Raw genomic sequence first — 24,559 nt, forward strand, 5'->3', positions numbered from 1 at the left:
CTTTCACCTATGAACCAGAGGTGTCGGATCCTCATATCTCAGAAGACGTTCTCATCAGGAGGCTGAGGACCTCCTGATGGCCTAGATCATGCCAACTCCTATAGGCCTCAGCTACTGCGAAAAAAGGCCCTTCTCGGATGTTAGGACAGTAGATCTCATCCACCAAGGCTTTGAGTCGTTCTATACTCTGGGGTGGGGCTGTAGGGATAGCCACAATAACCTTCTGGGCCCCTTTACGCCTAACCAAGCTGGCTGCGGCCAACATGGTCAGGCCAGAAGCCAGACCGTCATCAACCAAGATGACCGTTTGGCCAGAGAGATCGGGCAAGGGGCGGCCCTTACGAAAAAGAACATTCCGTTGTCTGAGTTCTTTCTGGACATCTTGGGCTATTTTTTGAATCATCTCAGGGCTGAGCTTCAATCTGGTTACCAAGGCCTCGTTGAGGAATAAATCTCCTTCAATAGTTACCGCCCCAAAGCCAGCCTCAGGGTTTTCTGGAACAGGGAGTTTGCGGACTATAAGAAGTTCAAAAGGCAGGGCCAAACTCTGGGCTATCGTTAGCCCTACAGGGACTCCCCCTGCCGGGATGGCCAAAATCAAGGTCTTCGGGGAGCCCTTGAGGGGGGAGAGCATCTGGGCCAATTTCTTCCCGGCCTCTTGACGGTCTGAAAAGACACCCCTTTGATTCCTTAACCTCTTATCCTCAAAGACAAGAGCCATGTTCCCCCTTTTTTAAATAGGGGATTAGAGACCAATTTGTCAAAAAAGAACCCAGAATATTTTGAGGCTTAAGAACTCTTGGAGCTGTAGAGATAAGAGCGTCTTAAAAGAGGTGGGTTGAGGACTTGGCCAACGATGATAAGGGCTGTCTTTTTTATCCCCGCTTCTTTGGTTTTAATGACGATGTCTTCAAGGCAACCCTGAATAATTTTCTCTTCTGGTTGAGAGGCCTTGTAAACCACGGCCACTGGTGTCTTAGGTGGATAAGCAACCAGAAGATCATCTACCACCTCTTCTATCATTGCTGCAGAGAGGAAGATAACCATGGTGGCTTGGTGTCGGGCCAGTGAGGAGAGAGACTCGGCCTCGGGTACAGGTGTTCGCCCGCCTCGACGGCAGAATATAACCGTCTGGGAAAGCCCAGGAGCCGTGAGTTCCTTTTTCAAGGTTGCTGCAGCCGCCATGGCTGAAGAGACGCCAGGAATTATCTCATAGGGGATGCCAGCGGTCTCCAGGGCGGCCATCTGTTCAAAGATGGCTCCATATATAGAAGGATCACCTGTATGGAGCCGGACGACACGCCTGCCTTCTCTGGCGGCATCAATCATCAAAGAACTAATCTCCTCAAGACTTTTGCCTTCTGAACTGATCTTTTCCCCAGGGAGACCTTCAAGGAGCTCGTCCGGCACCAGAGATCCTGTATAGATAATAAGGTCAGCGTTTTCTAGGGCCTTTTTGCCTTTTATGGTGAGGAGCTCCGGGTCTCCTGGACCAGCTCCAACAAAAAGGATGGGTTTCATAGGAAGATAACTAGCTGGTGGTTCGGAAAAAGGCAAGGATCTTCAGGCAGCCTTCCTTTGTTCGACATCAAGGCGGATACGATCATAGGAGAGTCGCCGTTCCTCTTGGGCCTGGCGACGAATCTCGTTGATCTCCTCGAAATTTTCTATGGCCACAGAGACTACCTGGGGATCAAGAGCGCTTCCAGCCATGTCCTTAAGGATACCGATGACCTTCTTCCCCTCCATACTCTTCCGGTAAGGGCGATCTTCGCTTAAGGCCACAAAGACGTCGGCCACAGCCATAATCCTTGAACCCAGAGAAAGATTATTATCGTTTAAACGGAATGGATAACCCCGGCCGTCAAGTCGTTCGTGATGGAGGGCGGCCCACTGGTTGACGGTCTCCAGGTGGGGGATGGTCTCCAGGATATGGTAGGTAAAATAAGTGTGTCCCCTCATAATGCTTACCTCTTCAGCATTGAGGGGCCCAGGCTTGTTGAGGATCTCTTCAGAGACAGCCAGTTTGCCCAGATCATGTAAGTAGCCGGCAATCCGCATGAGGCGGGTTTCAAAGGGGGAGAAGCCGAAAAACTTGGCCAGCCTTTCGGCTACAGCCGCCACCCCGGCTGAATGGGTAGCCGTAAAGGGGCTTCTGAGGTCGATAATCAGAGAGAAAATAGCTGTTAGTTGATCAAGGTGTTCAAATCCGATACTTGTCCCTGCGTCGGGAAAGCTTTGCATTATTAGTGAGTAGATCCGTGAAGAGGTTAAATCGAGCCAGAAGCTCTCCTTTGAGGAGATCTCTAAAAAGGCTTCCACAGCCTCAGGGGCAAACTTTTCCCCGATTTTGGAGCCTATAGCCTTCCTCAGGTTAGGGGATTGAAGGAGAATTGGTCGGTTGCGCCAGATCATCGTCTCCAGACGATCGGCTAGACGGATAATATTGGCCCCCAAAGGTATAGGCTCTCCATCAACTCCTTTGGCCTCGCCGTAGGCCCAATCAACATGATGATAACGGATGAGCTCGGCCGCTCGGCAAAAGGGGCTAAATTCCCTAAGGACTAAGTAGCCAAGCTCCATATGATGATAGGTCCCCTCGGCCTCATCCTCTACAGTAAGGCCTTCGAGCTTTTCTCGCAGGGTGAAGAGCCCGATATCATGGAGACTGGCCGCATAAAGGAGACTCTCTAGAGCCGTAGTGCCAAAACCTAGGGCCTTTCCTATACACACTGAGGCATAGGCCACCCGAAGCTGGTGATCTACCAGCGATGGATGGGCGCAGTCCAAGGCATCTGCCAAGGAGAGAATGATATTTTTTAAGGGAATAGTAGCCTCTTTCATCCTGAATGTTTTATCGGTCTGCAAGGGCTTGGGCTTTAGGTCTTAAGGAAGGCAGTAGAAGAGGCGGCCAGAGAAGGGGCAGGGACGCAGACGACCGGCACCAGTGAGGTCTTCAACGAGGGCCCTTACCTGGGGCAGGGGATAGCCTAAGGCTGCAGCCAGTTCTTCGATGTCTGCAGGGCGACGTCGCAGAAACTCCAATACCGCTTCCTCTGGGGGAATGTGGGCCCGGGCCCGAGCTACTCGCTCGCGGGCAACGATTATTTCAGCCTTGGGGCCAAATATCCGGCAGGCTTCTTCAAGGACGGAGTAGGCTACCGGTCTGATCCAGGATTCAGCCGGGGGGCGGGCAACGGTGTTGATCTGGATCCTCTCCGGAGAGATGGCTGAAGCAGCCCCTGCCAGAGATTCCAACTCTTCAGGAGAGTCATTAATTCCAGAGACAAGAAGAACCTCAAGCCAGATCTCTCCGGAGAACTCCCTACGCAGTTCTATCAATCCCTCGATAATCTCTTTGACCTTGAGGCCCGGTGCCGGCCGATTTATGGCCCGAAAGGATGCCTCGGTAGCTGCATCAAGGCTGGGAAGCAGGATGTCAAAGCCGGCTACGGAATCCCTTACTTGGGGGTAAGTGAAAAGGGAGCTGTTGGTTAGCAGACAAAGGGGCCGATCGGAGAGCTTTTTAACCTCTTCTACCAGTTCTCCTAACTCGGTATTAAGGGTTGGCTCACCAGAGCCGGTAAAGGTGATGACATCATAGTCACCTAGGTCTTTAAGGGCCTCTTTTAGTTCCTTGAGGATGTCTTCTTTGGAGATATAAGGGGATCTTTTGCAGGTAAGCGTACTGGTCCGGCCCACCTCACAGTAGAGGCAATCAAAGGAGCAAACCTTGGAAGGAACCAGATCAAGCCCCAAAGAGAGCCCTAGACGCCTTGATTTTACTGGCCCAAAGACATAACTCATTAAAAAAATGATACTCCGGAGGAGCCACCGGTCAAGGAGAAGAAAGCTCCTGCCCTCTAAAACCTTTCCCTGCCTTGGCTTTTAGGTTAAAGAATCTTACTAATCTGGATCTCTGCAGGAGGAGAATATGGGGAATCTTCACATCGGTCTTGATGTCGGCTCTGGGGGGGCGAAGATCATTGTCCTTGATGATCAGGCCCAGATCCTCTTTGAGGACTATCGCCGCACCCATGGTCAGCCCATCCAGACCGCCTACGCCATGTTAAAAGAGATGGAAGAGACCCTAGGAGAACAGACTTATACCCTTACCTGTACCGGAACTGCCGGCAAATTCCTGGCCCGCCTTTTGGGGGTCAACTTCATAAACGAGGTCATCTGCCACACCAAAGGGGTGGAATTTTTTCATCCTGAGGCCCGAACAATTGTCGATATTGGTGGGGAGGATTCTAAGCTCATCTTTGTTGGCCACGGCCCCGACGGACGCTTCTATATTGAAGACTTTGCTTTAAATACCATGTGTGCGGCAGGCACAGGGGCTTTTTTAGATCAGCAGGCCGCCCGTCTAGGTTACTCCATTGAAGAATTCAGCCGACTAGCCTTAAAGGCCAAGACTATTCCGCGCATTGCTGGACGTTGCACAGTCTTTGCCAAGTCAGACATGATTCACCTCCAACAGGCAGCTGTTCCAGATTACGAGATTATCGCCGGGCTGTGTTTTGCTATTGTCCGCAATCTTAAAAGCAATATTGCTAAGGGGCGTCGTATCAGACCCCCTCTGGTTTTCCAGGGAGGGGTAGCCGCCAACCATGGGGTCAGAAGGGCCTTTGTAGAGATATTTGGTCTCAAAGACGGCGAGCTCATCATTCCTGAACATTTCGCTACCATGGGGGCCATGGGGGCGGCCTTACACGCCCTTGAGGAAGCCAACTGGGCCACGGCCTATCCTGGGCCTCAGACCCTTAAAGATTATCTCTCAGGCCTTAAGGAAAAGACCAAAAGATTCCCAGCCTTAAGGCCGCCTAAATCAGGACGTCTTTCTTATTCCCCTCCCTCTGCTGGAGTTTCAAACTCCAAACGCATTGAGGCCTATTTGGGGATTGATGTGGGCTCGGTTTCTACCAAATTAGTAGTAATTGATAAGAATATGCGCCTTTTAGCCAAAAAATATCTCTATTCTTCCGGTCGTCCCCTGGAGGCCATCAAAGAGGGGCTGGCGGCCATCTCTGAGGATCTGCCTCCAGGGGTGGAGATTTGTGGTGTGGGCACTACGGGATCAGGGCGCTATCTTACCGGAGATTTTGTAGGGGCTGATGTCATCCGGAATGAGATCACTGCTCAAGCTACGGCGGCAGCAGCTATAGATCCTCAAGTGGATACCATTATCGAGATTGGAGGCCAAGACTCCAAGTTCATTCGTCTTGAAAGGGGGACAATCGTTGACTTTACCATGAATAAGGCTTGCGCTGCCGGAACTGGATCCTTCCTGGAGGAGCAGGCTGTTCGTCTAGGGATCTCCATTGAAGATTTTGGACGTCTGGCCTTAAAAAGCGAGGCCCCGGTAAAGATGGGAGAAAGGTGTACGGTCTTTATGCAGAGTGACTTGGTCCACTATCAGCAACGGGGAATCCCTAAAGAGGATCTTTGTGCGGGGCTGTGTTATGCCATTGTCTATAATTATCTTACCAAAGTGGTTGAAAAGAGGCCCATAGGCAAAAAGGTCTTTTATCAGGGGGCTACGGCTCTTAATCCCGGAGTGGTGGCTGCCTTTGAGGCCGTCCTTGGTCAAGAAGTAGTGGTGCCTCCTCACAATGAGGTCACCGGGGCCATTGGGGCGGCCATTTTGGCCATGAGAGAGCGGACCTGGGAGAAGAGTCGATTTCGGGGCTTTGATCTCTCGCAGGTCTCCTACCAGATCTCTTCCTTTGAGTGTCAGGGATGTCCTAACTGTTGCGAGATCAGAAAGGTCTCTATTGAGGGCCGGCCTCCTCTTTTCTATGGTGGCCGCTGCGAAAAATATGAAGTCAAACGCCACCGGGAGGGCCAGGAACTTCCTGATCTGGTCAGTGAACGGGAGGCCCTTCTTCTTTCTTACCTCAAAGAAGACATATCCGGGGAGATCGTTGGTATTCCTCGGACTCTTTTCTTCCTGGAATGGTTGCCCTTTTTTGCTACCCTCTTTCAGGAGCTTGGTTATCGGGTGGTGGTCTCCGGACCCACTACCAAACGCTTGGTCTCCCGGGGCATTGAGGCCATGGTCAACGAGACCTGTTTTCCTATTAAGGTTGCCCATGGTCATGTTTTGGAGCTTCTGGAGCAGGGAGTTAAAAACATCTTTCTCCCTCAGATTGCAGATCTTCCCTCCGGTCATCCCAGACTCCCCTCTGGTCATGTTTGTCCTTATTGTCAAAGTCTGGCCTGGACGATCCATGCGGCCATAGACTTTGCGGCCTATGGGGCTCGGGCCATCCAGCCGGTCTTTCATTTCGGCGACGAAAAGACCCTGGCGGGAGATTTCAAGCAATTTGCCAAGATGCTCAAGGTAAGACCGGCCCGAATGGAAAAAGTCGTTCGGAAGGCCTGGGAGGCCCAGAGAGACTTTTGGAGACGCCTTAAGGAAAGGGGGCAAGAGATCCTGGCTGGACTTAAGCCATCGGAGAAGGCAGTCGTTATTGTCGGCCGGCCTTACAATGCCCTTGATCCAGGTTCAAACCTTTATGTCCACAAGAAACTACGCGATTTGGGGATAAAGGCCATTCCGATGGACTTTCTACCCCTTGATGAGATTGATCAGGACCTAGAGGAAATTGCCGAAGTTTATTGGCGCTACGGCCAGAAGATCCTTTCGGCTGCGGTGTTCTGCCGGCAACACCCGGCTCTTTTCCCCGTCTTTATCACCAACTTTGCTTGTGGTCCGGATTCCTTCATCCTTCATTTCTTTAAGGATCACCTGGGCGACAAGCCTTTCCTAGAACTGGAGATAGACGAGCATTCTGCCGATGCCGGGGCCCTCACCAGGATAGAGGCCTTTCTGGACAGCATCGGCCAGACAAGGTTTGGACGGCGCCAGGAAAAGCGCCCGCGGCCTCAGCCACGACCGAGTGATGGTCGCATTCTTTACATTCCCTACATGTGTGATCATTCCCACTCCCTGGCGGCGGCCTTCAGGGCTTGCGGGCTTGAGGCTCAGGTGTTGCCCATCTCCGATGAAGAGGCTGTTCAGTTAGGGCGGCAGTACACCTCAGGCAAGGAATGTTATCCAGCGGTTCTGACTACCGGAGACATGATCAAGATGACTCGCCAGCGTGATTTTGATCCTAATCGAGCAGCCTTCTTTATGCCTTCAGGGACTGGTCCCTGCCGTTTCGGCCAGTATAATCGACTTCACCGGGCTGTACTTGATGAGTTAGGATTTTCTTCTGTACCTATTTATTCGCCTAATCAGAGCTACACTCTTTATGAGGAAATGGGCATGGTGGGCAAGGATTTTACCCGCTTGGCCTGGCAGGGAGTAGTGGCGGTAGATGTCCTCGATAAAATGCGTCGGGAGATCCGTCCCTATGAGACCGTACCCGGGATGACTGATCAGTGCTATCAGCACTATCTTGAGAGGATCTGTCAGGCCTTGGAGCGGCGGGAGGATCTGGTGACTGTGCTTATGGAGGCCAGGGAGGCCTTTGAGCACATCCCGGTCAAAGACCGAGGCAAGCGTCCTGTTGTAGGCATTGTTGGCGAGATATACACCCGGGCCAATGATTTTGCCAATGAAAACATCATTCGGACCTTGGAGGCCTTGGGTGCTGAGGTCTGGACTCCGACGATCTCGGAGTGGATCCTTTATGTCAATTTTACGGCCAAACGTCGGGCCAGAAGACACAATCAGTGGCGTCATTACGCCAAACTTCTCATTGAACACAAGGTCCAGATAAGTGACGAAAAGAGATTCGAGCGGGTGGTTGAGGGGTTGGTGCGTTCTGTACCTGAGCCAGATGCCTCAGAGCTGGTAGAATGGGCCAGCCCTTATGTAAGCCCGGAATTCGAGGGGGAGGCCATCCTGTCTGTTGGCAAATCGCTGGATTACATCCTTCGAGGAGTCCACGGAATCGTCAACGTAATCCCCTTTACTTGTATGCCCGGGGCCATTGCAGCGGCCCTTCTTAAACGCCTCAAAGAAGATCACCAAAACATCCCCTGTTTGACCTTGGCCTATGATGGCCAGAGAGAAACAACCACCATTACCCGTCTGGAAGCATTTATCTATCAGGTCAATCAGTTCCGCGAGAGGCGTCTGCGAGCGGCAGCGTAGTTATGGTCAGGGTCAGAGAAGGCCGGCGGGCCCAATCCAAGAAGGTCATCCTTATAAATGCCGATCAGCCAGAAGAGATTCGGGTGGCCTTGGTAGAAGAAGGTCGGCTGGAGGCCTTTGATCTGGAAACGGTTGTTCGGGAGCATACCCGGGGCAATATTTATAAAGGGCGTATTGTTAACATCGAACCCAGCCTTCAGGCCGTCTTTGTAGACATCGGCAGCCAGCGGAATGCCTACCTCTCCTTTGAGGAAATTCATCCAGAATACTACGGTTATGCTAAGGTCAGAAAGGACGGCCGCAGCCGCTTGCCAGAATTCCTGGAGCTGGGCCAAGAGGTTTTGGTCCAGATCGTCAAGGAGGAGACTCCGACCAAAGGGGCTAATGTGACCACCTATTTAGCCATCCCGGGACGATATACCGTACTTATGCCCGGCAATCCCTCGACTGGAATCTCCCGCAAAATAGAAGACGAGGCCGAAAGAAAGAGGCTAAAGGATATAATTGCCTCCTTTAAACTGCCTGAGGGCATCGGGGTGGTTGTTCGGACGGCTAGTGCCGGAGTTCCCAAGAGAGAGATCCATAAGGATCTTCGCTATCTCTTGCGCCTGTGGCGAGAGATCAAACGTCAGGCCTCAAGTATTGAGCCTCCGGCCATTCTTTATAAAGATCAAGACGTCATCATTCGCTTTCTAAGGGATCACCTCACCGGCGAGGTATCCGAGATCCTGGTGGACTCCAAGGAGGCCTACCGGAAGATAAAGGATTTTCTTAAGGTGATCTCTCCTCGGCAGACCAAAGTTGTTCATCTTTTTCGGGAAAGGCGACCCATCTTTAGCCTCTATAATCTCGAGGAGCAGATTGAAAGTATCTATCAGCCCAAGGTGGAGCTTCCTTCGGGGGGGACCCTAATTATAGAGCCTACGGAGGCCTTGGTGGCCATTGATGTCAACTCCGGTAAAAATGTTCAGGGTGACAACCTGGAGGAGGTTTCTTTTCGAACGAATCTTGAGGCTGCAGCCGAGATCGCCCGCCAGCTACGCCTAAGGGACCTAGGGGGGTTAATAGTCATTGATTTTATCGACATGAGGGACCCACGGCACCGACAGGAGGTGGAGCGGCGCTTAAGGGAGAGCCTTAAAAAAGATCGAGCTAAAGTGGACATGACCAGGATCTCCAAGTTTGGGGTCCTGGAGTTGGCTCGTCAGAAGCTCAAGGCCCCTATTGCCTGGGGAAGCCACCGAATATGTCCTTATTGCCGAGGAGAGGGGATGATCCGCACCGTAGAGACCCTGGTCCTTTCGCACCTCAGACGTCTGCGGGCCCAGATGGCCGCTGAAGGACCGGCCCTCTTCAGACTCGTTGTTCCTCCAGAGGTGGCTTTTTATCTACTCAACCGCAAAAGAAGAGAACTCCTGAGTTTAGAAGAAGAATACCAGGGACGGATAGAGGTAGTCATTTCGGAGGAAATGCTCCCCGAGGACGGAAAAATTGAGACCTTACCCTTAGGGTCTTCTTAGCCCCAAACCTCTCTCCTTAAATAGTGGTCAGTTTTTAGAATAGCTCGGTTTTTGATAAAGCGGACAATATCTTCAGGCTCATCGAGAAGCTGAACAATGTCCATGTCTTCCGAGGAGATCATTCCTTCCTCTAGGACCCGTTGGCGCAGCCATTCGAAAAGTCCAGCCCAGTATTCGCGGCCCACGATTACCACTGGTACCGGCCGGATCTTATGGGTCTGGACCAAGGTAACAGCCTCAAAGAGCTCGTCCATAGTCCCAAAACCCCCGGGGAAGCAAACAAAGGCTACGGCGTACTTGACCATCATCACCTTGCGGACAAAAAAGTAACGAAACTCCAGTTTTATATTGGAATAGGGATTGGGTTTTTGTTCGAGGGGAAGTTTGATATTGAGGCCAATACTGTTTCCCCCGGCCTCAGCGGCTCCCTTATTGGCAGCCTCCATAATCCCCGGGCCCCCACCAGTCATTACTGAGAAGCCCTCCTTGACCAGAAGCCTGGCCACTTCCTGAGCCTTTTCATAATAGGGATGCCCTGGTTCAACCCTTGTAGATCCAAAAAGGGTCACTGCCGGATAGTAATGAGGCAAGATTTCAAATCCATCGACAAATTCAGCAATAATCCGGAAAAGCCGCCAGCACTCCCTGGCGTGAAGACCATTTAGAACATACTGGTTGAGACGATCTTCATCAGACATGGCTACTCCTTGTCTTTTAAGGCTTGGGAAGCCTGTCTCCTTTGTCTATTAATTCTTCTCCGCAAATTTCGCGATAAACTTTAAAGGCTGCTGGTCGTTCTCCGAGGACACCGAAAAGGAGCCTCTCCAGAATTCTTATCCCCTGGGGTACTTGGGGAAATTCCAAGTTTAATATCTCTGCCTGCCAGAGGGAAGAGGTGGCGAGGTGACGAAGACGGATCAGAAGGGAAGGGGATACCGGTTGAAGATTGCCCCCAAAGTGGCAAAACCGACAGATAAACCCAGATTCTTCGGGGCAAAAATAGACCTTTTCTCCAGCAAGATTTTCTCGGCAACGTCTGCAACTAAAAAGATCTGGTCCGAATCCGGCGAGAAACAATCCTTTGAGGAGGAAAAAAAGGTGAAGCCCCAAGGGGTTTAGGCCTCGGTTTAGACCAGCTAAAGTTAAAGTTAGGAGTTCAAAGAAGGCTGGCTCCCTCATAGCTGGCTTAAGGAGTCTCTCCGTTGTATCCAGCCAGACAGAGGCCAAGATATAGGCTCGATAGTCTTGGCGAATGTGGGGGTAGGGATCCAGAAGATCGGCGGACTCAAGCAGAGGGAGACTCCCTCGCCCTCGCCTTAGGATGGCTCGGATTAGCCCCGGGGCCTCAAGGGTATTTACAAAACGTCTCTGGCTCCGTTTTGCCCCTTTGGCGATAACGGTGATTTTACCAAAACGATGGGTGAAGAGAGTGATGATCCGGTCGCTTTCGCCAAAGTCTCCACCACTGAGTACCAGGGCCCTACTGATCTGATGCATCAGAGACCTGACAACTTACTCCGGTCACACCTTCCGGATTACACGCCTTAAATTCAGGTACGTTGAGTTCCTTGATCAGGGGAAGTCCTATCTCTGGAAGGTTTAAGAGCTCCTGAGGAGGGTCTACGAGGCCGGGGGGAGGTTGGTTGATCATGCCGGTCTCAAAATCTTGGGGGATCTGAGAGGAGGTAGCCTCCGGAACAATGGCTTCCATCTTTTTGCTCTGCCAAAGCTTAAGGCCAAAGGCTACAGCTACAGCCAGAATGACTACCAAGGCCAGGACCCAAAGCCACTTTTTGGATTTTGCCCCCAGCGAGATCTGTTCTTCCTCACCACTGCCTGAGACCTGGACAATATAGTCCTCCTCCTCTTCTTCTTTAGGAGGGTTAGCCATGGTCTCATACCGCAAGATGACCTCATTGGGATCAAGGCCTATCACCTGGGCATAATTGCGGATAAAACCGCGCACAAAGACTTGGGCCGGCAGTTTTTTCCAGTCTTCGGCCTCTATTGCGGCCAGGATAGAGACAGAAATTTTGGTTTCCTCAGCGATGGTCTCAAGGCTTATTCCCCTGAGTTCTCTTTCTCTTCGGAGATATTCACCAAATGTTTCCTTGGTCATCAGAGGAGGACCTCTATATAGGATTGACTTCGTAGCTCTTTAAGCCATTGTTTGAAACGTTGGTCAACCTTTTCTTGATAAAGTCTCTGCCTGATCTCCCCCTTGACAGAGTCAAGAGGCCTCTTGACCTCCTGATCGATGGCCTTGACCTTGATTATCTGGATGATTCCATCTCCTCGAACAATGCCGGAATAGGCCCCAGGCTTCAACTTTTTAACCATCTGACGCATCTCTGGAGAGAGTTCCTCAAGGTCAAAATAACCGAGGTTCCCCCCGTCTTTGGCCGTAGGGAGTTCGGAATACTTTCTGGCCACCTCTTCAAAGGGGATCCCTTTTTTAAGTTCCTCCAGGGCCGCCTGGGCCTTGGTCATCTTGGCTTTCTCCTCAGAAGGATCTTTGACTATAAAACCAATCTGCTGGAGATAATAACGTTTGCCTTGGCTTAAATAGTGTTTTTCCCAATATTCTTTAATCTCTTCATCGGTGACTACGATTCGTCCCTTTACCTGAATATTGACCAGCTTTATCCGTCTTATCTGATCTGCTAGGCGTTGGCGGTACTCTTCAAGGTCAATGCCCTCGGCCTTCAGACGATCCAGAAACTCCTGAAGAGTGAGGCCATTTTGTTTGGCCATGTTCTCCAGAGCGGAGTCAATCTCCTCAGGGGAGACTTCTACCCCTAAGCGTTTAGCCTCTTCTTTGGTGAGCTCGTCGTCAATTAATTGCTGGAGGACTTCATGACGGATTTTGTTGATGATGGCCTCTTTTTCGGTGGGATCAGTGACACCAGAAAGGTATTTCTGAAAATAGGGAGCTGCCGCTTGATCCACCTCCGATAGGGTAATTACCTGGTCGTTGACTACGGCCACCACCCGGTCAACTACCTTAGCCCGGACAGGACTTGGAAGTAGAGAAAAGACGATCAACCATTCTAGAAGGAGAAATATGGCCCTTTGATTCAGCATTTCTTTTAGCCCTAACATTTTCACCCTTTATGCTCAAGTTCTTCCAAGATAGAGATGGTTTCCTCGAATGGTTCCCGGCCAGGGAGCCGGACAAAGAGCCGGCCTTCCGGGCTCAAACGGACCCCTTTGCGCCTCTTGGCCAAATAAAGGACTGTCTCCGGATCGATCTTAGTTTCCTGATCCACGGATAAGACCACCTGATGGTCGGTGCGGTCAAGTCTTTTGACCTTAAGACGCCGCAGATGGAGCTTGAGGCGCTGAAGGCGGAAGAGATTTCTGACCTCTTCAGGAAGTGGTCCGTAGCGATCCTCAAGCTCTTCTTCTAGCTCTGAGACTCTGTTCTCATCGCGACAAAGGGCTAGGCGGCGATAAATAAGAAGTCTTTGTTCCACCTCGGTGATGTAGTTTTGGGGAATGAAGGCTGGAAGTCTGAAATTGACTTCGGGTTCAAAATCCTCCTCTGGAGCCTTACCCTTAAGTTCTTCGACGGTCCTTTGAAGGATTTCTAGGTAAAGATCGTAGCCTACGGCTGCGATGTGGCCCGACTGGGAAGTCCCCAAAAGGTTCCCGGCCCCTCGGATCTGGAGATCTGAGAGGGCAAGTTTGAACCCGGCCCCTAGTTCGCTGAAGTCCATAAGGGCCCGTAGCCTTTTTCGGGCCTCCTCTGAGAGATCGTTTAAAGAGGGGACAAGAAGGTAACAATAGGCTTGATCGCTAGATCTACCTACCCGACCGCGAAGCTGGTAGATCTCGGCTAATCCCAATCGATCGGCCCGATTGATAATGATGGTATTGGCGTTGGGAATATCAAGGCCACTTTCGATAATGGTTGTCGAGACCAAAACGTCGATTTCATGACGCAAAAAGCGGATCATAATCCGCTCAAGTTCTTCAGAGGGCATCTGTCCATGGGCCACCTCGATCCGGGCCTCCGGGACAAGCCGCCGCAAATAATCTGCCAGGGAGTGGATCCCTTTGATGCGGTTGTGGACAAAAAATACCTGCCCTCCCCGACGGATCTCCCTCCGGATGGCCTCTCTGACGATGGGTTCCTCGAACTTGGCGATGTAGGTCTTGACCGGCAGTCGTCCCCCTGGGGGAGTGTTGATCACCGAGAGATCCCTGACACCGAGTAGGGATAGCTGAAGGGTTCTAGGAATCGGGGTGGCGGTCAGGGTGAGGACGTCCACGGTGCTTTTGAGTTTCTTTAGGCGTTCTTTATGACGAACGCCAAAGCGGTGCTCTTCATCAATGATGATCAGACCCAGATCCTTAAAGCCCACATCGGCTTGGAGTAGACGATGGGTGCCAATAATGACGTCGATGACTCCGGCTTTAAGATCAGCCAATATCTTACGCTGTTCTTTGGGAGATTTTAGTCTGGACAGGCCTGCCACCCGCACACCAAAGGGACCAAGACGGCTGGAGAAGGTCCGAAAATGTTGCTCGGCAAGCAGAGTCGTGGGCACCAAGATCGCTACCTGTCTTCCACCTGAGACAGCTAACATGGTGGCTCTCAGAGCAACCTCGGTCTTGCCATAGCCCGCATCTCCACAGACGAGTCGGTCCATGGGCCGTTCGCTTTGCATATCAGAGAGGACTTCATCGATGGCCGCGGCTTGATCAGGGGTCTCTTCATAGGGGAAAGAGGCTTCGAATTCCCTGAAGACCGCTGAAGGAGGGGCAAAGGCATGTCCTTTTTTGATTTTGCGGGCCGCATATAACTCCAAGAGCTCCTGGGCTACCTCGGCAATAGCCCGGGACACCTTCTTTTTGGTAGCCTGCCAAGTCTTGCCTCCAAGCCGGTCAAGTTGGGGTTCGTGCCCCTCAACTCCGATGTATTTCTGAACCAAGGAGAGACGGTCAACCGGAAGGTAGAGTTTGTCTACGTCCCGGTAGGAAATGAGAAGGAACTCTCCCGGTATTCCATTTAAATCTAGCTGGATAAGACCTTCATAGCGACCGATGCCATGATCTCGGTGGACAACCAGATCTCCAGGGTGAAGTTCCTCGAGTTTAAGTTCCTCAAGAAGCCGTTCGCGGGCACTTCTTCGGGGCAAAGGTCGCTGTCTGATGCCCAGGATTTCCTCTTCGGAAATGATCACCAAGGCCAACTCTGGCCAATAAAATCCACGGCTGAGCCCTCCAGCAACAATCTCTACCCCTGGCTTGGCCTTCAGCTTCAATGGGGCCGGAGCTATAGGAATGCTGACCTCACCGAGGGCTTCACTCTCTAGGAGCCCCTTGAGTCTTTCGGCTGTCCTCTCGGTAGGGCTGGCTAGGATGACCCGCTCGCCGTCTTCTATCCAGTGGGCTATCTCCTGGCGCAGGATCTCTAGGGATCCTTTAGCCTGGGCCTTAAGTTTTAGAGTGAGATCGGAAAGATCTTTGATATCGAGCTCAAGGGCTTGGTCTCCTTCTTGTCTGAAGGATGAGAATTTAAGCCTTGGGCGGGCCTTGACTTTCCGCCAAAATTCCTCGGGGCAAACGAAACTTTCGAAGGCCTCTACCAACAGATCTTCTTTGGCCCTTTGGGCAAAGGCCCTTATCCTTTCTGCCTCGTCCTTTAAAGCCTGTTCTATGGCTGGAGGATCATAGAGAATGAAGACCGTCTCAGGGGCTAGATAATCAAAGATAGTCTCTGGCTTGGAATAAAGAAGGGGAAGGTAATGTTCCGGAGTCTCGAGAAACCTTTTGGCCGAAAGATTATCGAGGAGCTGATAGATCCTTTGGCTGGAGGCCCCGAACTTCTCGCCCCGGCTGACTACCCTAGCCTCGGCCTCTTTGATGATCTCATCCGGGGCAAAAAGTTCTGAAGCGGGCAGAATGACCGCCTCTTCGAGAGACTCTAGGGAGCGTTGAGAGATCGGGTCAAAGAGGCGGATGGACTCCAGGATGTCTCCCCAGAAGTCAAGGCGGATCGGCTCCGGATATTGGGGAGGAAAGAGATCTATCACTCCACCGCGAACACTGACCTCCCCTCTCCCCTGGACTAGCCCTACCTGTTGATAGCCACCTTCAATAAGCCTCCGAAGAAAGGGCTCTCGAGGGATCTCTTCCTGGGGAAGAAGATACTCCATGGCCTGCGAAAGGGTCTCCCAAGGGATGGTTCGGCGGAGCAGGGCTGCCACTGGGACGACTACTATTGGGGCCCGAGGCCCCCTTTTAAGCTGATAAAGGGTGGCCACTCGGCCAGCAGCACTCTCTGGCTCAGGAAGTAGGCTGGTAAAGGGAGGGGCGTCGTAGGTGGGAAAGAAAAACACCGGGGCCTCCATAAAGAAGGCCAGATCCCTGGCCGCCTTCCGGGCCTCATCCTGGTCAGCTAAGACGACCAGAACTGGCCTCTTCAGGTCAGATTCAAGCAAAGCCAAAATCAGCCAAGCTGAAGTACCCCGCGTTCCAAGGAGGCCGAATTCCCCTTTGGCTTTATGCCACCAAGTCTTGAGTGGATTAAGACGTTTTATTTCCCACATCATTTAAAAAGCGCAAAACTCCCCCTGCCTTAAGATCCGGATCTTAAGGGGTAGGGTATTTTTGAGGCTAGAATTTACCTCTTTGCCGTCCTGGAGCAAGGGGGCCTTAAACTAGCCTAGAGGCCTCTTCTGGGATATCTTTGGGGCTTAAAAGTTTTTGGTGAGGGAGGTCTTCTATGGGTTCATCAGGATCAATTGGCGGAAAGTTCGAATCCCTAGTTGATATAGTTCGCCGCTTGCGGGCCCCTGATGGATGTCCATGGGATCGACAGCAGACCCCGTCTTCCCTTAAGAAGTATCTCCTTGAGGAGGCCTATGAGGCGGTTGAGGCCATCGATGAGGACAACCCCTTCCATATAGCCGAAGAGCTGGGGGATTTGCTATTTTTGATCATTTTCGTGGCCTTTTTGTATGAGGAGGAAGGACGTTTCTCCCTCTCCGGTCTGCTTGAGCAGACAGCCTCTAAGATGATCAGACGTCATCCCCATGTATTTGGAGATCAGAGGCTTCAAAATCCCCAGGAGGTCATTGAGAACTGGCAGCGGATAAAAGAGGTCGAGGCCAGGAGAGATGAAAATAAGCAAGCTTCAGTGCTGGGTAACTTGCCTCGGAGTCTTCCGGCACTCCAGAAAGCCTATCGCCTGGGAGAGCGGGCTAGCCGGGTGGGTTTTGATTGGTCCAGGGCTGAGGATCTCTGGAGTAAGGTTGAGGAAGAACTCGGAGAACTAAAAGAGGCTTTTTCTCAGGGCGACAAAGGCCTTATTTCTGCGGAAATGGGCGATCTGCTCTTTACCTTGGTCAATCTTTCAAGACATCTGGGAATAAATCCTGAGGAGGCCTTAAGAGAGACCGTAGAGAGGTTTAGGCGGCGTTTTATTCTTATGGAAAAAATCTTCAGGAGCCGCGGAGAGGATCTACGCCAGGTTTCCTTGAAGGAGATGGATGCCGTCTGGGAGAGGATCAAGGCCGAGGAGGTCTAGGGCCAAAAATGGCCGTTCCTAGGCGGACAATGGTTGCCCCTTCTTCTATGGCCACCTCAAAATCGTGGCTCATTCCCATAGAGAGCTCTTTAATTTCTATCCCAGGGATAGCGGCCCTTTTGATCTCTTCGGCAAGTTCTTTTAGCCGTCTAAAAAAGGGCCTGACCTCTTCGGGGTCGGATCTGAAAGGAGGAATGATCATCAGTCCGCAGACGGAGATATTTTTAAGTTCTGCCACTTCATATAAAAACTCAAGGACCTTCTTTGGTAAAAGGCCGGCTTTCGTTTCTTCTCCGCCTATGTTTACCTCTACCAGGACCGGGATTATCCGACCAAGACTTTGGGCCCGACGGTTGAGCTCGTGGGCTAAAGGAAGAGAATCAAGAGTCTCTATAAGGTCAAAGAGCTTTACGGCCTGTTTGGCCTTGTTCTTCTGAAGGTGGCCAATAAGGTGCCAGGTGAGATTCAGATCTTTAAGTTTAGAGATTTTTTTTTGGGCCTCTTGGACGTAGTTTTCCCCAAAGAGACGAATCCCTGCTAGGGCCGCTTGGCGGATTCTTTCCGGAGGGACAGTTTTGCTGGCAGCCAGTAGCTTGATTTCTTGGGGATCACGTCCGACTCTTAGGGCAGCGGTGGCGATCCTTTCCTTGATGATCTCTAAACGCCGGGCTATTTCGTCCATAGTGAGTCTAAGGACTCTTAATGGCCTTTTTAAGGGTCTCTAACTCATCAGTGATGGCCAGACATCTTTCCAACCTGGTCTCTATGAGGTCTAGCTCTTCTCCTACATCTTGAAAACGGTGATTGGTATCGTCCTTGAATTCGAGAAGTTCCTTCTTAAGGTCTTTGATCTCCTGGCGGAGACGACGGATCTCATCTCTAATGCTTACCAGGACCTCTAAGGTCATATTATGGACTTTTTCTTCGGTCACTGTTCACCTAGTTTAAGAAGCGATGTAGTTTTATACCGATGGCCTCCTGCCTGGTCAAGGTTTCCTTTGGGCAAAAAACGTGTTATTATCTACCCAATTTAGTGCCTTATTTGGGAGGAATATGGTCATGTTTAATGTGGGGGATTTAGCCGTTTATCCTGCGCATGGAGTAGGGGTAATTGAATCTATAGAACAAAAAGTTGTCGGCGGGGTTGAACAGACCTTTTACATTATGCGTATCCTGAGCACCAACATGACCATCATGATTCCCAAAGCCAGCGCCGATAGGGTGGGTCTGAGGACGATTATCTCCGATGAGGAGGTAGCCCGGGTCTATGATGTCCTGAGGCAGCGCGATGTCAGTATCAATACTCAGACTTGGAACCGACGTTATCGGGAATACATGGAAAAGATCAAGACTGGAAGTATTTTCGAGGTGGCCCAGGTGTTGAGAGATCTTTATATTCTAAAGGCAGACAAACCCCTTTCTTTTGGAGAGAGGAAGATGCTCGATACGGCCAAAAGTCTCCTGGTAAAGGAGCTTTCCATTGCCAAGAATACTGAAGAGGATGAGGTAGAACGGGAGATAGAGGCCATTTTTGCCGATACCTGTCCTGAGAACGTCTCTGAGGGAGGTTAAAAGGAATTTGGCCAAGAATATTCTCCGCTTTCTCTTAATTCTCATCTGTTCCGTCTCGGGCTACTTTGTCTTTCAACAGATGCCTCAGGCCAAGGATCATGTCTGGTTGCCTTGGCTGGGGACCTTGGTGGGTAGTTCTGTGGCCGGATTGGCCATCCTTATTGAACGTCTCGTCCGGCGGGTTCCCCTTAAGCTTATTATTGGCGGGACGGTGGGGCTTTTTGTAGGGCTGGTTTTGGCAAGGCTTCTTAGTTTCGTCTTTGAGGGGCTTAATTCCGGCATCGTTGGAACCTTACTTTATGTAATGTTGAGTGTTTTTTTTGGTTATCTGGGCCTGGTTCTCGGGCAAAAGAAGATCGAAGAAGTCGGTTGGACGGCTCCGGGTTCATCTACTGTAGCTAATGCTATTTCTTATCTCTCCCGTCATATTCCCAAAAGAGAATGCCCCAAGGTAGTTGATACCAGTGCTATTATAGATGGTCGGCTCTACGATATCTGTGCCACAGGCTTTATTGATGGTCCTTTAATTATTCCCCGTTTTGTCCTTGAGGAGCTCCAGCACATTGCAGACTCTACAGATCCGATCAAGCGGGCTCGGGGGCGTCGGGGACTTGAGCTTCTGGAGCGCCTTCAGGAAGGTGATCTGGTTGAGGTTCGGATAGTAGATCAAGACTATCCCCAGATCCAGGAGACCGATGCCAAACTTGTGGCCTTAGCCAAGGATTTTCAGGCCAAGTTGATCACTACGGATTTTAATCTCAATAAGGTAGCTCGTCTCCAGGGAGTGGCTGTCATGAACGTCAACGAGCTGGCCAATGCCCTAAAGCCGGTTCTCATTCCTGGTGAGGCCCTTAAGGTTGTAATCCTCAAAGAAGGCAAGGAGCCCAATCAGGGCGTGGCCTATCTTGAAGACGGCACCATGGTGGTCGTAGAGAATGGCCGTCGGCTTATTGGGCAAGAGGTAGAGACCGTAGTCACCAGTGTCCTCCAGACACCAGCGGGCAGGATTATCTTTGCTCAACCTAAGGCGGAGTCTTTAAAAGAGGTTGCCTCAGCTTAAAAAGCGCCTTGTGGTCGAAGAGTTCGAAGCCGGCCGACGCCTTGATGCCTACTTGGCCGAAAAGTTAGCTCTTACCCGCTCGCAGGTAAAAAAGGCCCTGGAGAGAGGACACATTAGCCTTAATGGTCAGAGGGCCAAGCCCAGTCATCGGGTGCGTCCTGGTGAGGAGATCTTAGTAGATCTTCCTCCACCAGAGCCCCCAGAACTCCATCCGCAAGATGTCCCTTTTGAAGTACTCTATGAAGACGATGACCTAGCAGTTATCAACAAGCCAGCTGGGGTAGTGGTCCATCCCGCCGCCGGCCATTGGCAGGGCACCTTGGTCCATGGGCTTTTAAAGAGACTAAAAGGTCTTTCGGGGATCGGGGGTGAGATTAGGCCAGGTATAGTCCATCGGCTTGACAAAGATACCTCAGGCCTGATGGTGGTTGCCAAGAACGATACCACTCACATCTTACTAGGGAGGCAGTTTAAGGAGTCACGTGTTCAGAAGCTCTATCTGGCCATTGTCCACGGGTGTCCGGAGGCGAGGGAGGGCCGGATTGATCTGCCTGTTGGCCGTCATCCCGTTTATCGAAAGAAGATGTCCATCCAGTGTCGGGTCTGTCGGCAGGCCCTGACCCTCTGGCGTCTCTTGAAGGTCTTTCGAAAAGCGGCCCTTATTGAGGCCCGGCCCCTTACTGGAAGAACCCACCAGATAAGGGTTCACCTTTCGGCTATTGGCCATCCTATTGTGGGGGATCCTCTCTATGGTGGCTGCCGGCCTGTAGGGCCGAAGGCCAAACGCCAGATGCTTCACGCCTTCAGGCTCTCTTTTGTCCACCCCGGCACAAAGAAACTTCTTTCTTTTGAGGCTCCTCTTCCCCAAGATATGGCTCAGCTTCTGGCCTGTCTGGAGGAAGAATTAGATGCTTAAAGTCGGCCTCACTGGAGCCCAGGCCTCGGGGAAGACCACGGTCCTTGAGCTCTTTCAGAAGGAAGGGCTTAAGATCCTTTCTTGTGACCAGCTTGTCCGAGAGATAACTTCTTGTGGTCGGCCAGCTTTTGAAAAAATTGTTGCCCTATTTGGTCCGGATATCCTTACCGCTGAAGGAGAGCTCAACCGTCGCCTTATCTGGGAGATTATTTCTCGGGACCGTCGCCTTAAGGAGTCCCTAGAGGCCATTATTCACCCCCTGGTTAAAGAGAAGCTTCTTAGGGTCTTTGCCCATCTCCCTAAGGGAACCATTGTTGTTGTAGAGGTCCCCCTCCTCTTTGAGGCTTCTTGGGAGGAGCTTTTTGATCTTACTGTTGCCATCTGGGTGCCAGAGGAGATTCTCATAGAGCGGCTCAGCCGGCGTTACGCTATCTCCAATGAAGAGGCCAGGGGCTGGTTGAGGCTTCAGATGTCCACAGAAGAAAAATGTCGTCGGGCTGATTTGGTCATTGATAATTCCGGATCTTTGGAGGCCACAGAAGCCCAGGTTCAGAAGGTGGTAGCCTTTTTAAGAGATCTGATCCGTAAGAGGAACGACCCTAGTTGACTTTCTCAATCTTTCCTTTTATAGCTTGAAAGCCTTGTAATTCGCTTTGAGTTCTTTAGTCAACGAGGAGGACGAGATGGCTAGGCATAAGAAGATCGAACGCAAAAGGGAGATCGAGCGTCGCCGTCGACGTCGGGCAAAGTTAGCTCGTTTACGGGCCAAGGGGCTTTTCCCCCGGCCAGAAGGCTATGATCCTCGGGTTTATTCTTACGTTGCCTATGCAGTAGCCAAGGGGATTATGGGGCTGGAGGAGGCCAGTCGTCGCCTGGAAGGGGCCAAACTTCAGGAGGCCGTCTAACCCTGGTTTATTAAACTGGCAACACAGGCGGCTCCATAGCCATTGTCGATATTAACTACGGCCACTCCTGGAGCACAGGAGTTAAGCATGGTTAAAAGGGCCGCTAGTCCACCCAGGCTGGCCCCGTAGCCGGTACTAGTAGGGACGGCGATCACCGGGGCCTTTATCATTCCGGCAACTACTGAGGCCAAGGCCCCTTCCATCCCCGCCACCACGATAACCACCTTAGCCTTACAGAGTTCGGGCAGCTGTTCAAAGAGGCGGTGGATGCCGGCTACGCCGACATCATAATGGTGGGAAGTCCGGTTACCCATGGCCTGGGCACAGATCCGGGCTTCTTCCGCTACGGGCAGATCGGCTGTTCCGGCAGTAACTATAGCAATGTGGCCCTTTGTGGGTTCTTTTTCTCCGTAGGAGATGATCCTAGCCAATGGATAATAGTTGAGTTCTGGAAGAGCCAATAGGACCTTTTGGGCTGTTTGGGGGTTAAGACGGGTAATAAGAAGTGGAGAGCCTTGAGAGATGATTTCTTGGGCGATTTCGATGATCTGTTCGGCCGTCTTTCCGGCCCCATAGATCACCTCTGGGAATCCCTTTCTCAGCTCGCGGTGATGGTCTATCTTGGCAAAGCCGAGGTCTTGATAAGGGAGACCCCTTAGACTTTTTAAGGCCTCACTTGGTGAAAGCTCTCCCTTGGCTACAGCCTCAAGGATACGGCCAATCTTTTCTTCTAAGGCCATGGCCTATAGGCTCAGCAAGGCCGCCTTGAGTTGCTTGAGCTGTTGTTCAAAGCGTTCCCTTAAGTCGCCTTCTACCTTTTGCCATTCTTCATGGAACTGGGGTAGGGATTCTGGCTCAATCCGGCCGCCGAGGCCATATTGTTGGGCCATGGCCTGTTCCAGACCAGCCATGTTGGCCTGGAACTGTTGCCGGAAACGGTCGTAGAGGTCGTTTTTCATCTGAAGATAGGTCAGAAGGAGTCTTTCGATCTCCTGGAGGATACGGATGATCTGGGGGCCTCTGCCCTTAAGGATCTTTATCCCTTCCAGGGCTCGCTCAATGCTTTCCCGAAGGGCATCCTCATCTCGAGGAAGGACTATATTCCGGACAAAGACTTCTTCTAATCCCTGGAGAAGGTGGTGGAGTTCTTGGTTGGGGATTCCCTTTAGCTCTTCTTCTAAGGAGAGGTCCTTTTCTTTGAGGAAACGGGCCGCCAGCCGACGCCCCCGCTCTAAGGCCTCAAGACGAGAGATCTCCTCTTTTGAGGCCTTCCCCAGTCTTTCGGCCTTCTCAAGGGCTATTTCCAGGGCACTTTTGATCTCGGTCATGCTTCCACCTCCTTCAGGCTGAAGGGAAGATAGCCTCTGTCAGGTTGCCCGTCAACGGAGTAGTACTTGACAGAGGTCTTTTAGTTAACCATGCTAATAGATAAACCTTTCTCCGGGTGGTCTGGTGTTTATCGAAAAACACAATAGTTGTCTCAATACCTTAGCCATTATTGATTACATCCGCGAAGAACATCCTGATCGGTTGCACGAGCTCCTTGAGGGGCTAGGGCCGGAGATTGAAGGCATCCCTGATCCTCTGGCCTTTCTTTCTGACCCTAACAACTGGGTCTCTTCATCCCTTCTAATCAAGATGTACCAGAACGCCCGTAAAATTACCAACGATGATTTGGTGGCCTTTAAGATCGGCTTTGAGTCTGTCAGACGCCAGAAACTGGGTTATATCCAAAAAATCATCCTCTTTGCCCTCCGGGATCCAGTTATCGCCCTTAAGAGAGTCCAGGCCGTAAATGACCGCTTTAACCGCAACAAAGTCATCAAATTGGTCGAGACCAGCAAGAACCGGGCCATTATGCAGCTCCATTGGGCGAAACATATTCCCCTTTCGGTAGACTTCTGCCTGATGAACAAAGGGGTCTATAGCGCTATCCCTCTTATCTGGGGAATGCCTCCGGCCAACATTACGGAGACGAAGTGTTTTTTTCGGGGGGATGACTGTTGCGAGTACCACTTGGCCTGGCAGAAAAGGAGCCTCTTTAAGGATATTTTTAATCGCGTCTTTGCTCCCTGGAAGGTGGTTGAAGAAAGTATCGCAGAGCTTGAACGAGACAAAGAGATCCTCAAAGAGAAATATGACGAAGTCCATCAGCTTAATCTGGCCCTAAAGGCCAAGATTGATCAACTTCTTTCCCTCCAGAAAGCGGGCACGACCATCCTCTCCACCTTAGATATGGAGAAGCTTCTAGATCGGATTCTCACTGAGTTGACCAGGGTCGTAGGGCTTAAACGGGCCGGGATCTTTATGGTTGATGAGTCCAAAGCTTCTCTTCAGTTGGTCCACGCTATTGGGGTGGAAAAGGAGGTTATCCAGGGTTTCCGTTACTATCGGGTGCCACTTAACAAAAAGGATAATATCATTGCCCGGGCCGCTCGGGAAAGACGGCCCATCCTCATCAACGATCCAGAAAGGGAATCACTTAATCGGAGTAATCCCCTCCTGCGTCATTTCCGTCCCCAGGCCTTTATTCTTGTCCCTCTGGCCGTTGAGGGGAAGACCTTAGCGGTAGTGGTAGGTGATCGGGAAAGATCCCGGTCGCCGTTGGCCAAAATAGATGCTGAATTCCTCAAGCTCTTTGCCACCCAGACGGCAGTAGCTCTCCAAAATGCCTCTCTCTACCATCGTCTGGAAAGCAGTGAGCGGCGTTATCGAGAGCTTATTGAAAATGCTCAGGAGGGATTCTGGGTCCTTGATTCTACAGGTCACCTAAGTTTTGCCAACCAGTATCTTCACAGTCTCCTGGGCCGCAACAAGCTTTTAGGACTCTCCGTATATGATTTAGTAGACGAGAAGGGCAAAAAGGCTATCCTCAAACTCTTTATGAGAAATATTCAAGGCCTTCCGGCCAAAGGGGAGGTAGTCTTTAAGAGACCTGA

At 51.3% G+C, this 24,559-nt stretch carries 22 protein-coding genes; 9 read left to right on the top strand and 13 right to left on the bottom strand.

Annotated elements, in window-relative coordinates:
• Positions 1-31: 31 nt before the first annotated feature.
• The 4 genes from ACXJJX_RS04125 to ACXJJX_RS04140 form a co-directional block, all read right to left on the bottom strand.
• The gene (locus tag ACXJJX_RS04125; protein ID WP_456432401.1) at positions 32-721 is read right to left on the bottom strand and encodes a phosphoribosyltransferase; all 690 of its coding nucleotides are present in this window, start codon (positions 719-721) and stop codon (positions 32-34) included.
• Positions 722-789: 68 nt separating this feature from the next.
• Positions 790-1,557, bottom strand: coding sequence for a precorrin-4 C(11)-methyltransferase (gene cobM / locus ACXJJX_RS04130; protein WP_456432403.1), 768 nt, complete (start codon positions 1,555-1,557; stop codon positions 790-792).
• A gap of 6 nt (positions 1,558-1,563) precedes the next feature.
• Positions 1,564-2,844, bottom strand: coding sequence for an HD-GYP domain-containing protein (locus ACXJJX_RS04135; RefSeq protein WP_456432410.1), 1,281 nt, complete (start codon positions 2,842-2,844; stop codon positions 1,564-1,566).
• A gap of 42 nt (positions 2,845-2,886) precedes the next feature.
• Positions 2,887-3,807: a radical SAM protein gene (locus tag ACXJJX_RS04140; RefSeq protein ID WP_456432415.1), complete on the bottom strand. Its 921-nt coding sequence runs from the start codon at positions 3,805-3,807 to the stop codon at positions 2,887-2,889.
• 127 nt (positions 3,808-3,934) lie between these two features.
• Here ACXJJX_RS04140 and ACXJJX_RS04145 point away from each other — a divergent pair, with 127 nt between their 5' ends.
• Positions 3,935-8,110, top strand: coding sequence for an acyl-CoA dehydratase activase (locus ACXJJX_RS04145; protein WP_456432417.1), 4,176 nt, complete (start codon positions 3,935-3,937; stop codon positions 8,108-8,110).
• A gap of 2 nt (positions 8,111-8,112) precedes the next feature.
• The gene (locus ACXJJX_RS04150) at positions 8,113-9,630 is read left to right on the top strand and encodes an Rne/Rng family ribonuclease (RefSeq protein WP_456432419.1); all 1,518 of its coding nucleotides are present in this window, start codon (positions 8,113-8,115) and stop codon (positions 9,628-9,630) included.
• Here the strand turns inward: ACXJJX_RS04150 and ACXJJX_RS04155 are convergent.
• Genes ACXJJX_RS04155 through mfd form a run of 5 tightly spaced genes read right to left on the bottom strand, consistent with a single transcriptional unit; the run spans position 9,627 to position 16,190 of the window.
• Positions 9,627-10,328 carry an LOG family protein gene (locus tag ACXJJX_RS04155; protein ID WP_456432421.1) on the bottom strand — a complete coding sequence of 234 codons (702 nt, stop codon included), beginning with the start codon at positions 10,326-10,328 and terminating at the stop codon, positions 9,627-9,629. The two genes, ACXJJX_RS04150 and ACXJJX_RS04155, sit on opposite strands and share 4 nt — an antisense overlap.
• A gap of 16 nt (positions 10,329-10,344) precedes the next feature.
• Positions 10,345-11,127, bottom strand: coding sequence for a DNA repair protein RecO (gene recO, locus ACXJJX_RS04160; protein ID WP_456432423.1), 783 nt, complete (start codon positions 11,125-11,127; stop codon positions 10,345-10,347).
• On the bottom strand, positions 11,111-11,749 hold the full coding sequence (locus ACXJJX_RS04165; protein ID WP_456432425.1) for a helix-turn-helix domain-containing protein: 639 nt from the start codon (positions 11,747-11,749) through the stop codon (positions 11,111-11,113). The genes recO and ACXJJX_RS04165 overlap by 17 nt, the downstream gene beginning before the upstream one ends.
• Positions 11,749-12,732: a peptidylprolyl isomerase gene (locus tag ACXJJX_RS04170; RefSeq protein ID WP_456432427.1), complete on the bottom strand. Its 984-nt coding sequence runs from the start codon at positions 12,730-12,732 to the stop codon at positions 11,749-11,751. Before ACXJJX_RS04170 ends, ACXJJX_RS04165 begins: the two co-directional genes overlap by 1 nt.
• A gap of 2 nt (positions 12,733-12,734) precedes the next feature.
• Positions 12,735-16,190 (bottom strand): transcription-repair coupling factor, encoded by a 3,456-nt coding sequence (mfd, locus tag ACXJJX_RS04175; RefSeq protein WP_456432429.1) that lies wholly within the window; start codon positions 16,188-16,190, stop codon positions 12,735-12,737.
• 173 nt (positions 16,191-16,363) lie between these two features.
• On the opposite strand from mfd, the gene mazG reads away from it, so the two are divergent.
• Entirely contained in the window at positions 16,364-17,167 is an 804-nt protein-coding gene (mazG, locus tag ACXJJX_RS04180; protein ID WP_456432431.1) for a nucleoside triphosphate pyrophosphohydrolase, read from the top strand.
• Here the strand turns inward: mazG and ACXJJX_RS04185 are convergent.
• Positions 17,148-17,849 carry a YggS family pyridoxal phosphate-dependent enzyme gene (locus ACXJJX_RS04185; protein WP_456432433.1) on the bottom strand — a complete coding sequence of 234 codons (702 nt, stop codon included), beginning with the start codon at positions 17,847-17,849 and terminating at the stop codon, positions 17,148-17,150. The genes mazG and ACXJJX_RS04185 overlap by 20 nt on opposite strands.
• A gap of 7 nt (positions 17,850-17,856) precedes the next feature.
• Positions 17,857-18,099, bottom strand: coding sequence for a hypothetical protein (locus tag ACXJJX_RS04190; protein ID WP_456432435.1), 243 nt, complete (start codon positions 18,097-18,099; stop codon positions 17,857-17,859).
• 127 nt (positions 18,100-18,226) lie between these two features.
• Between ACXJJX_RS04190 and ACXJJX_RS04195 the strand changes: the two genes are divergently transcribed.
• From ACXJJX_RS04195 to ACXJJX_RS04215, 5 genes are all read left to right on the top strand, one after another.
• Complete coding sequence (locus ACXJJX_RS04195; protein WP_456432451.1) at positions 18,227-18,739, top strand: CarD family transcriptional regulator; 513 nt, start codon at positions 18,227-18,229, stop codon at positions 18,737-18,739.
• 7 nt (positions 18,740-18,746) lie between these two features.
• Positions 18,747-19,799, top strand: a complete 1,053-nt coding sequence (locus tag ACXJJX_RS04200) for a PIN/TRAM domain-containing protein (protein WP_456432437.1) — start codon at positions 18,747-18,749, stop codon at positions 19,797-19,799.
• Positions 19,786-20,715 carry an RluA family pseudouridine synthase gene (locus ACXJJX_RS04205; protein ID WP_456432439.1) on the top strand — a complete coding sequence of 310 codons (930 nt, stop codon included), beginning with the start codon at positions 19,786-19,788 and terminating at the stop codon, positions 20,713-20,715. Before ACXJJX_RS04200 ends, ACXJJX_RS04205 begins: the two co-directional genes overlap by 14 nt.
• Positions 20,708-21,322, top strand: coding sequence for a dephospho-CoA kinase (gene coaE / locus ACXJJX_RS04210; RefSeq protein ID WP_456432441.1), 615 nt, complete (start codon positions 20,708-20,710; stop codon positions 21,320-21,322). Before ACXJJX_RS04205 ends, coaE begins: the two co-directional genes overlap by 8 nt.
• Before the next feature lie 76 nt (positions 21,323-21,398).
• Positions 21,399-21,620, top strand: coding sequence for a hypothetical protein (locus ACXJJX_RS04215; RefSeq protein ID WP_456432443.1), 222 nt, complete (start codon positions 21,399-21,401; stop codon positions 21,618-21,620).
• Here ACXJJX_RS04215 and larB read toward each other — a convergent pair.
• Positions 21,617-22,360 carry a nickel pincer cofactor biosynthesis protein LarB gene (gene larB / locus ACXJJX_RS04220; protein ID WP_456432445.1) on the bottom strand — a complete coding sequence of 248 codons (744 nt, stop codon included), beginning with the start codon at positions 22,358-22,360 and terminating at the stop codon, positions 21,617-21,619. The two genes, ACXJJX_RS04215 and larB, sit on opposite strands and share 4 nt — an antisense overlap.
• A 3-nt stretch (positions 22,361-22,363) precedes the next feature.
• Complete coding sequence (locus ACXJJX_RS04225; protein WP_456432447.1) at positions 22,364-22,948, bottom strand: DUF6657 family protein; 585 nt, start codon at positions 22,946-22,948, stop codon at positions 22,364-22,366.
• A 124-nt stretch (positions 22,949-23,072) separates the two neighbouring features.
• On the opposite strand from ACXJJX_RS04225, the gene ACXJJX_RS04230 reads away from it, so the two are divergent.
• Positions 23,073-24,559, top strand: a 1,487-nt coding sequence (locus ACXJJX_RS04230; RefSeq protein WP_456432449.1) for a GAF domain-containing protein, incomplete at its 3' end; no start/stop codon positions are given.

The organism is Thermosulfuriphilus sp., from assembly GCF_054026695.1.

Bases quoted from the DNA above. Each gene is read 5' to 3' on its own strand.
- larB (WP_456432445.1), bottom strand. From the start codon at position 22,360: ATGGCCTTAGAAGAAAAGATTGGCCGTATCCTTGAGGCTGTAGCCAAG.
- ACXJJX_RS04170 (WP_456432427.1), bottom strand. From the start codon at position 12,732: ATGTTAGGGCTAAAAGAAATGCTGAATCAAAGGGCCATATTTCTCCTT.
- recO (WP_456432423.1), bottom strand. From the start codon at position 11,127: ATGCATCAGATCAGTAGGGCCCTGGTACTCAGTGGTGGAGACTTTGGC.
- ACXJJX_RS04145 (WP_456432417.1), top strand. From the start codon at position 3,935: ATGGGGAATCTTCACATCGGTCTTGATGTCGGCTCTGGGGGGGCGAAG.
- ACXJJX_RS04215 (WP_456432443.1), top strand. From the start codon at position 21,399: ATGGCTAGGCATAAGAAGATCGAACGCAAAAGGGAGATCGAGCGTCGC.
- ACXJJX_RS04195 (WP_456432451.1), top strand. From the start codon at position 18,227: ATGTTTAATGTGGGGGATTTAGCCGTTTATCCTGCGCATGGAGTAGGG.
- mfd (WP_456432429.1), bottom strand. From the start codon at position 16,190: ATGATGTGGGAAATAAAACGTCTTAATCCACTCAAGACTTGGTGGCAT.
- ACXJJX_RS04125 (WP_456432401.1), bottom strand. From the start codon at position 721: ATGGCTCTTGTCTTTGAGGATAAGAGGTTAAGGAATCAAAGGGGTGTC.
- ACXJJX_RS04135 (WP_456432410.1), bottom strand. From the start codon at position 2,844: ATGAAAGAGGCTACTATTCCCTTAAAAAATATCATTCTCTCCTTGGCA.
- ACXJJX_RS04165 (WP_456432425.1), bottom strand. From the start codon at position 11,749: ATGACCAAGGAAACATTTGGTGAATATCTCCGAAGAGAAAGAGAACTC.
- ACXJJX_RS04225 (WP_456432447.1), bottom strand. From the start codon at position 22,948: ATGACCGAGATCAAAAGTGCCCTGGAAATAGCCCTTGAGAAGGCCGAA.
- ACXJJX_RS04185 (WP_456432433.1), bottom strand. From the start codon at position 17,849: ATGGACGAAATAGCCCGGCGTTTAGAGATCATCAAGGAAAGGATCGCC.
- mazG (WP_456432431.1), top strand. From the start codon at position 16,364: ATGGGTTCATCAGGATCAATTGGCGGAAAGTTCGAATCCCTAGTTGAT.
- ACXJJX_RS04155 (WP_456432421.1), bottom strand. From the start codon at position 10,328: ATGTCTGATGAAGATCGTCTCAACCAGTATGTTCTAAATGGTCTTCAC.
- coaE (WP_456432441.1), top strand. From the start codon at position 20,708: ATGCTTAAAGTCGGCCTCACTGGAGCCCAGGCCTCGGGGAAGACCACG.
- ACXJJX_RS04140 (WP_456432415.1), bottom strand. From the start codon at position 3,807: ATGAGTTATGTCTTTGGGCCAGTAAAATCAAGGCGTCTAGGGCTCTCT.
- ACXJJX_RS04150 (WP_456432419.1), top strand. From the start codon at position 8,113: ATGGTCAGGGTCAGAGAAGGCCGGCGGGCCCAATCCAAGAAGGTCATC.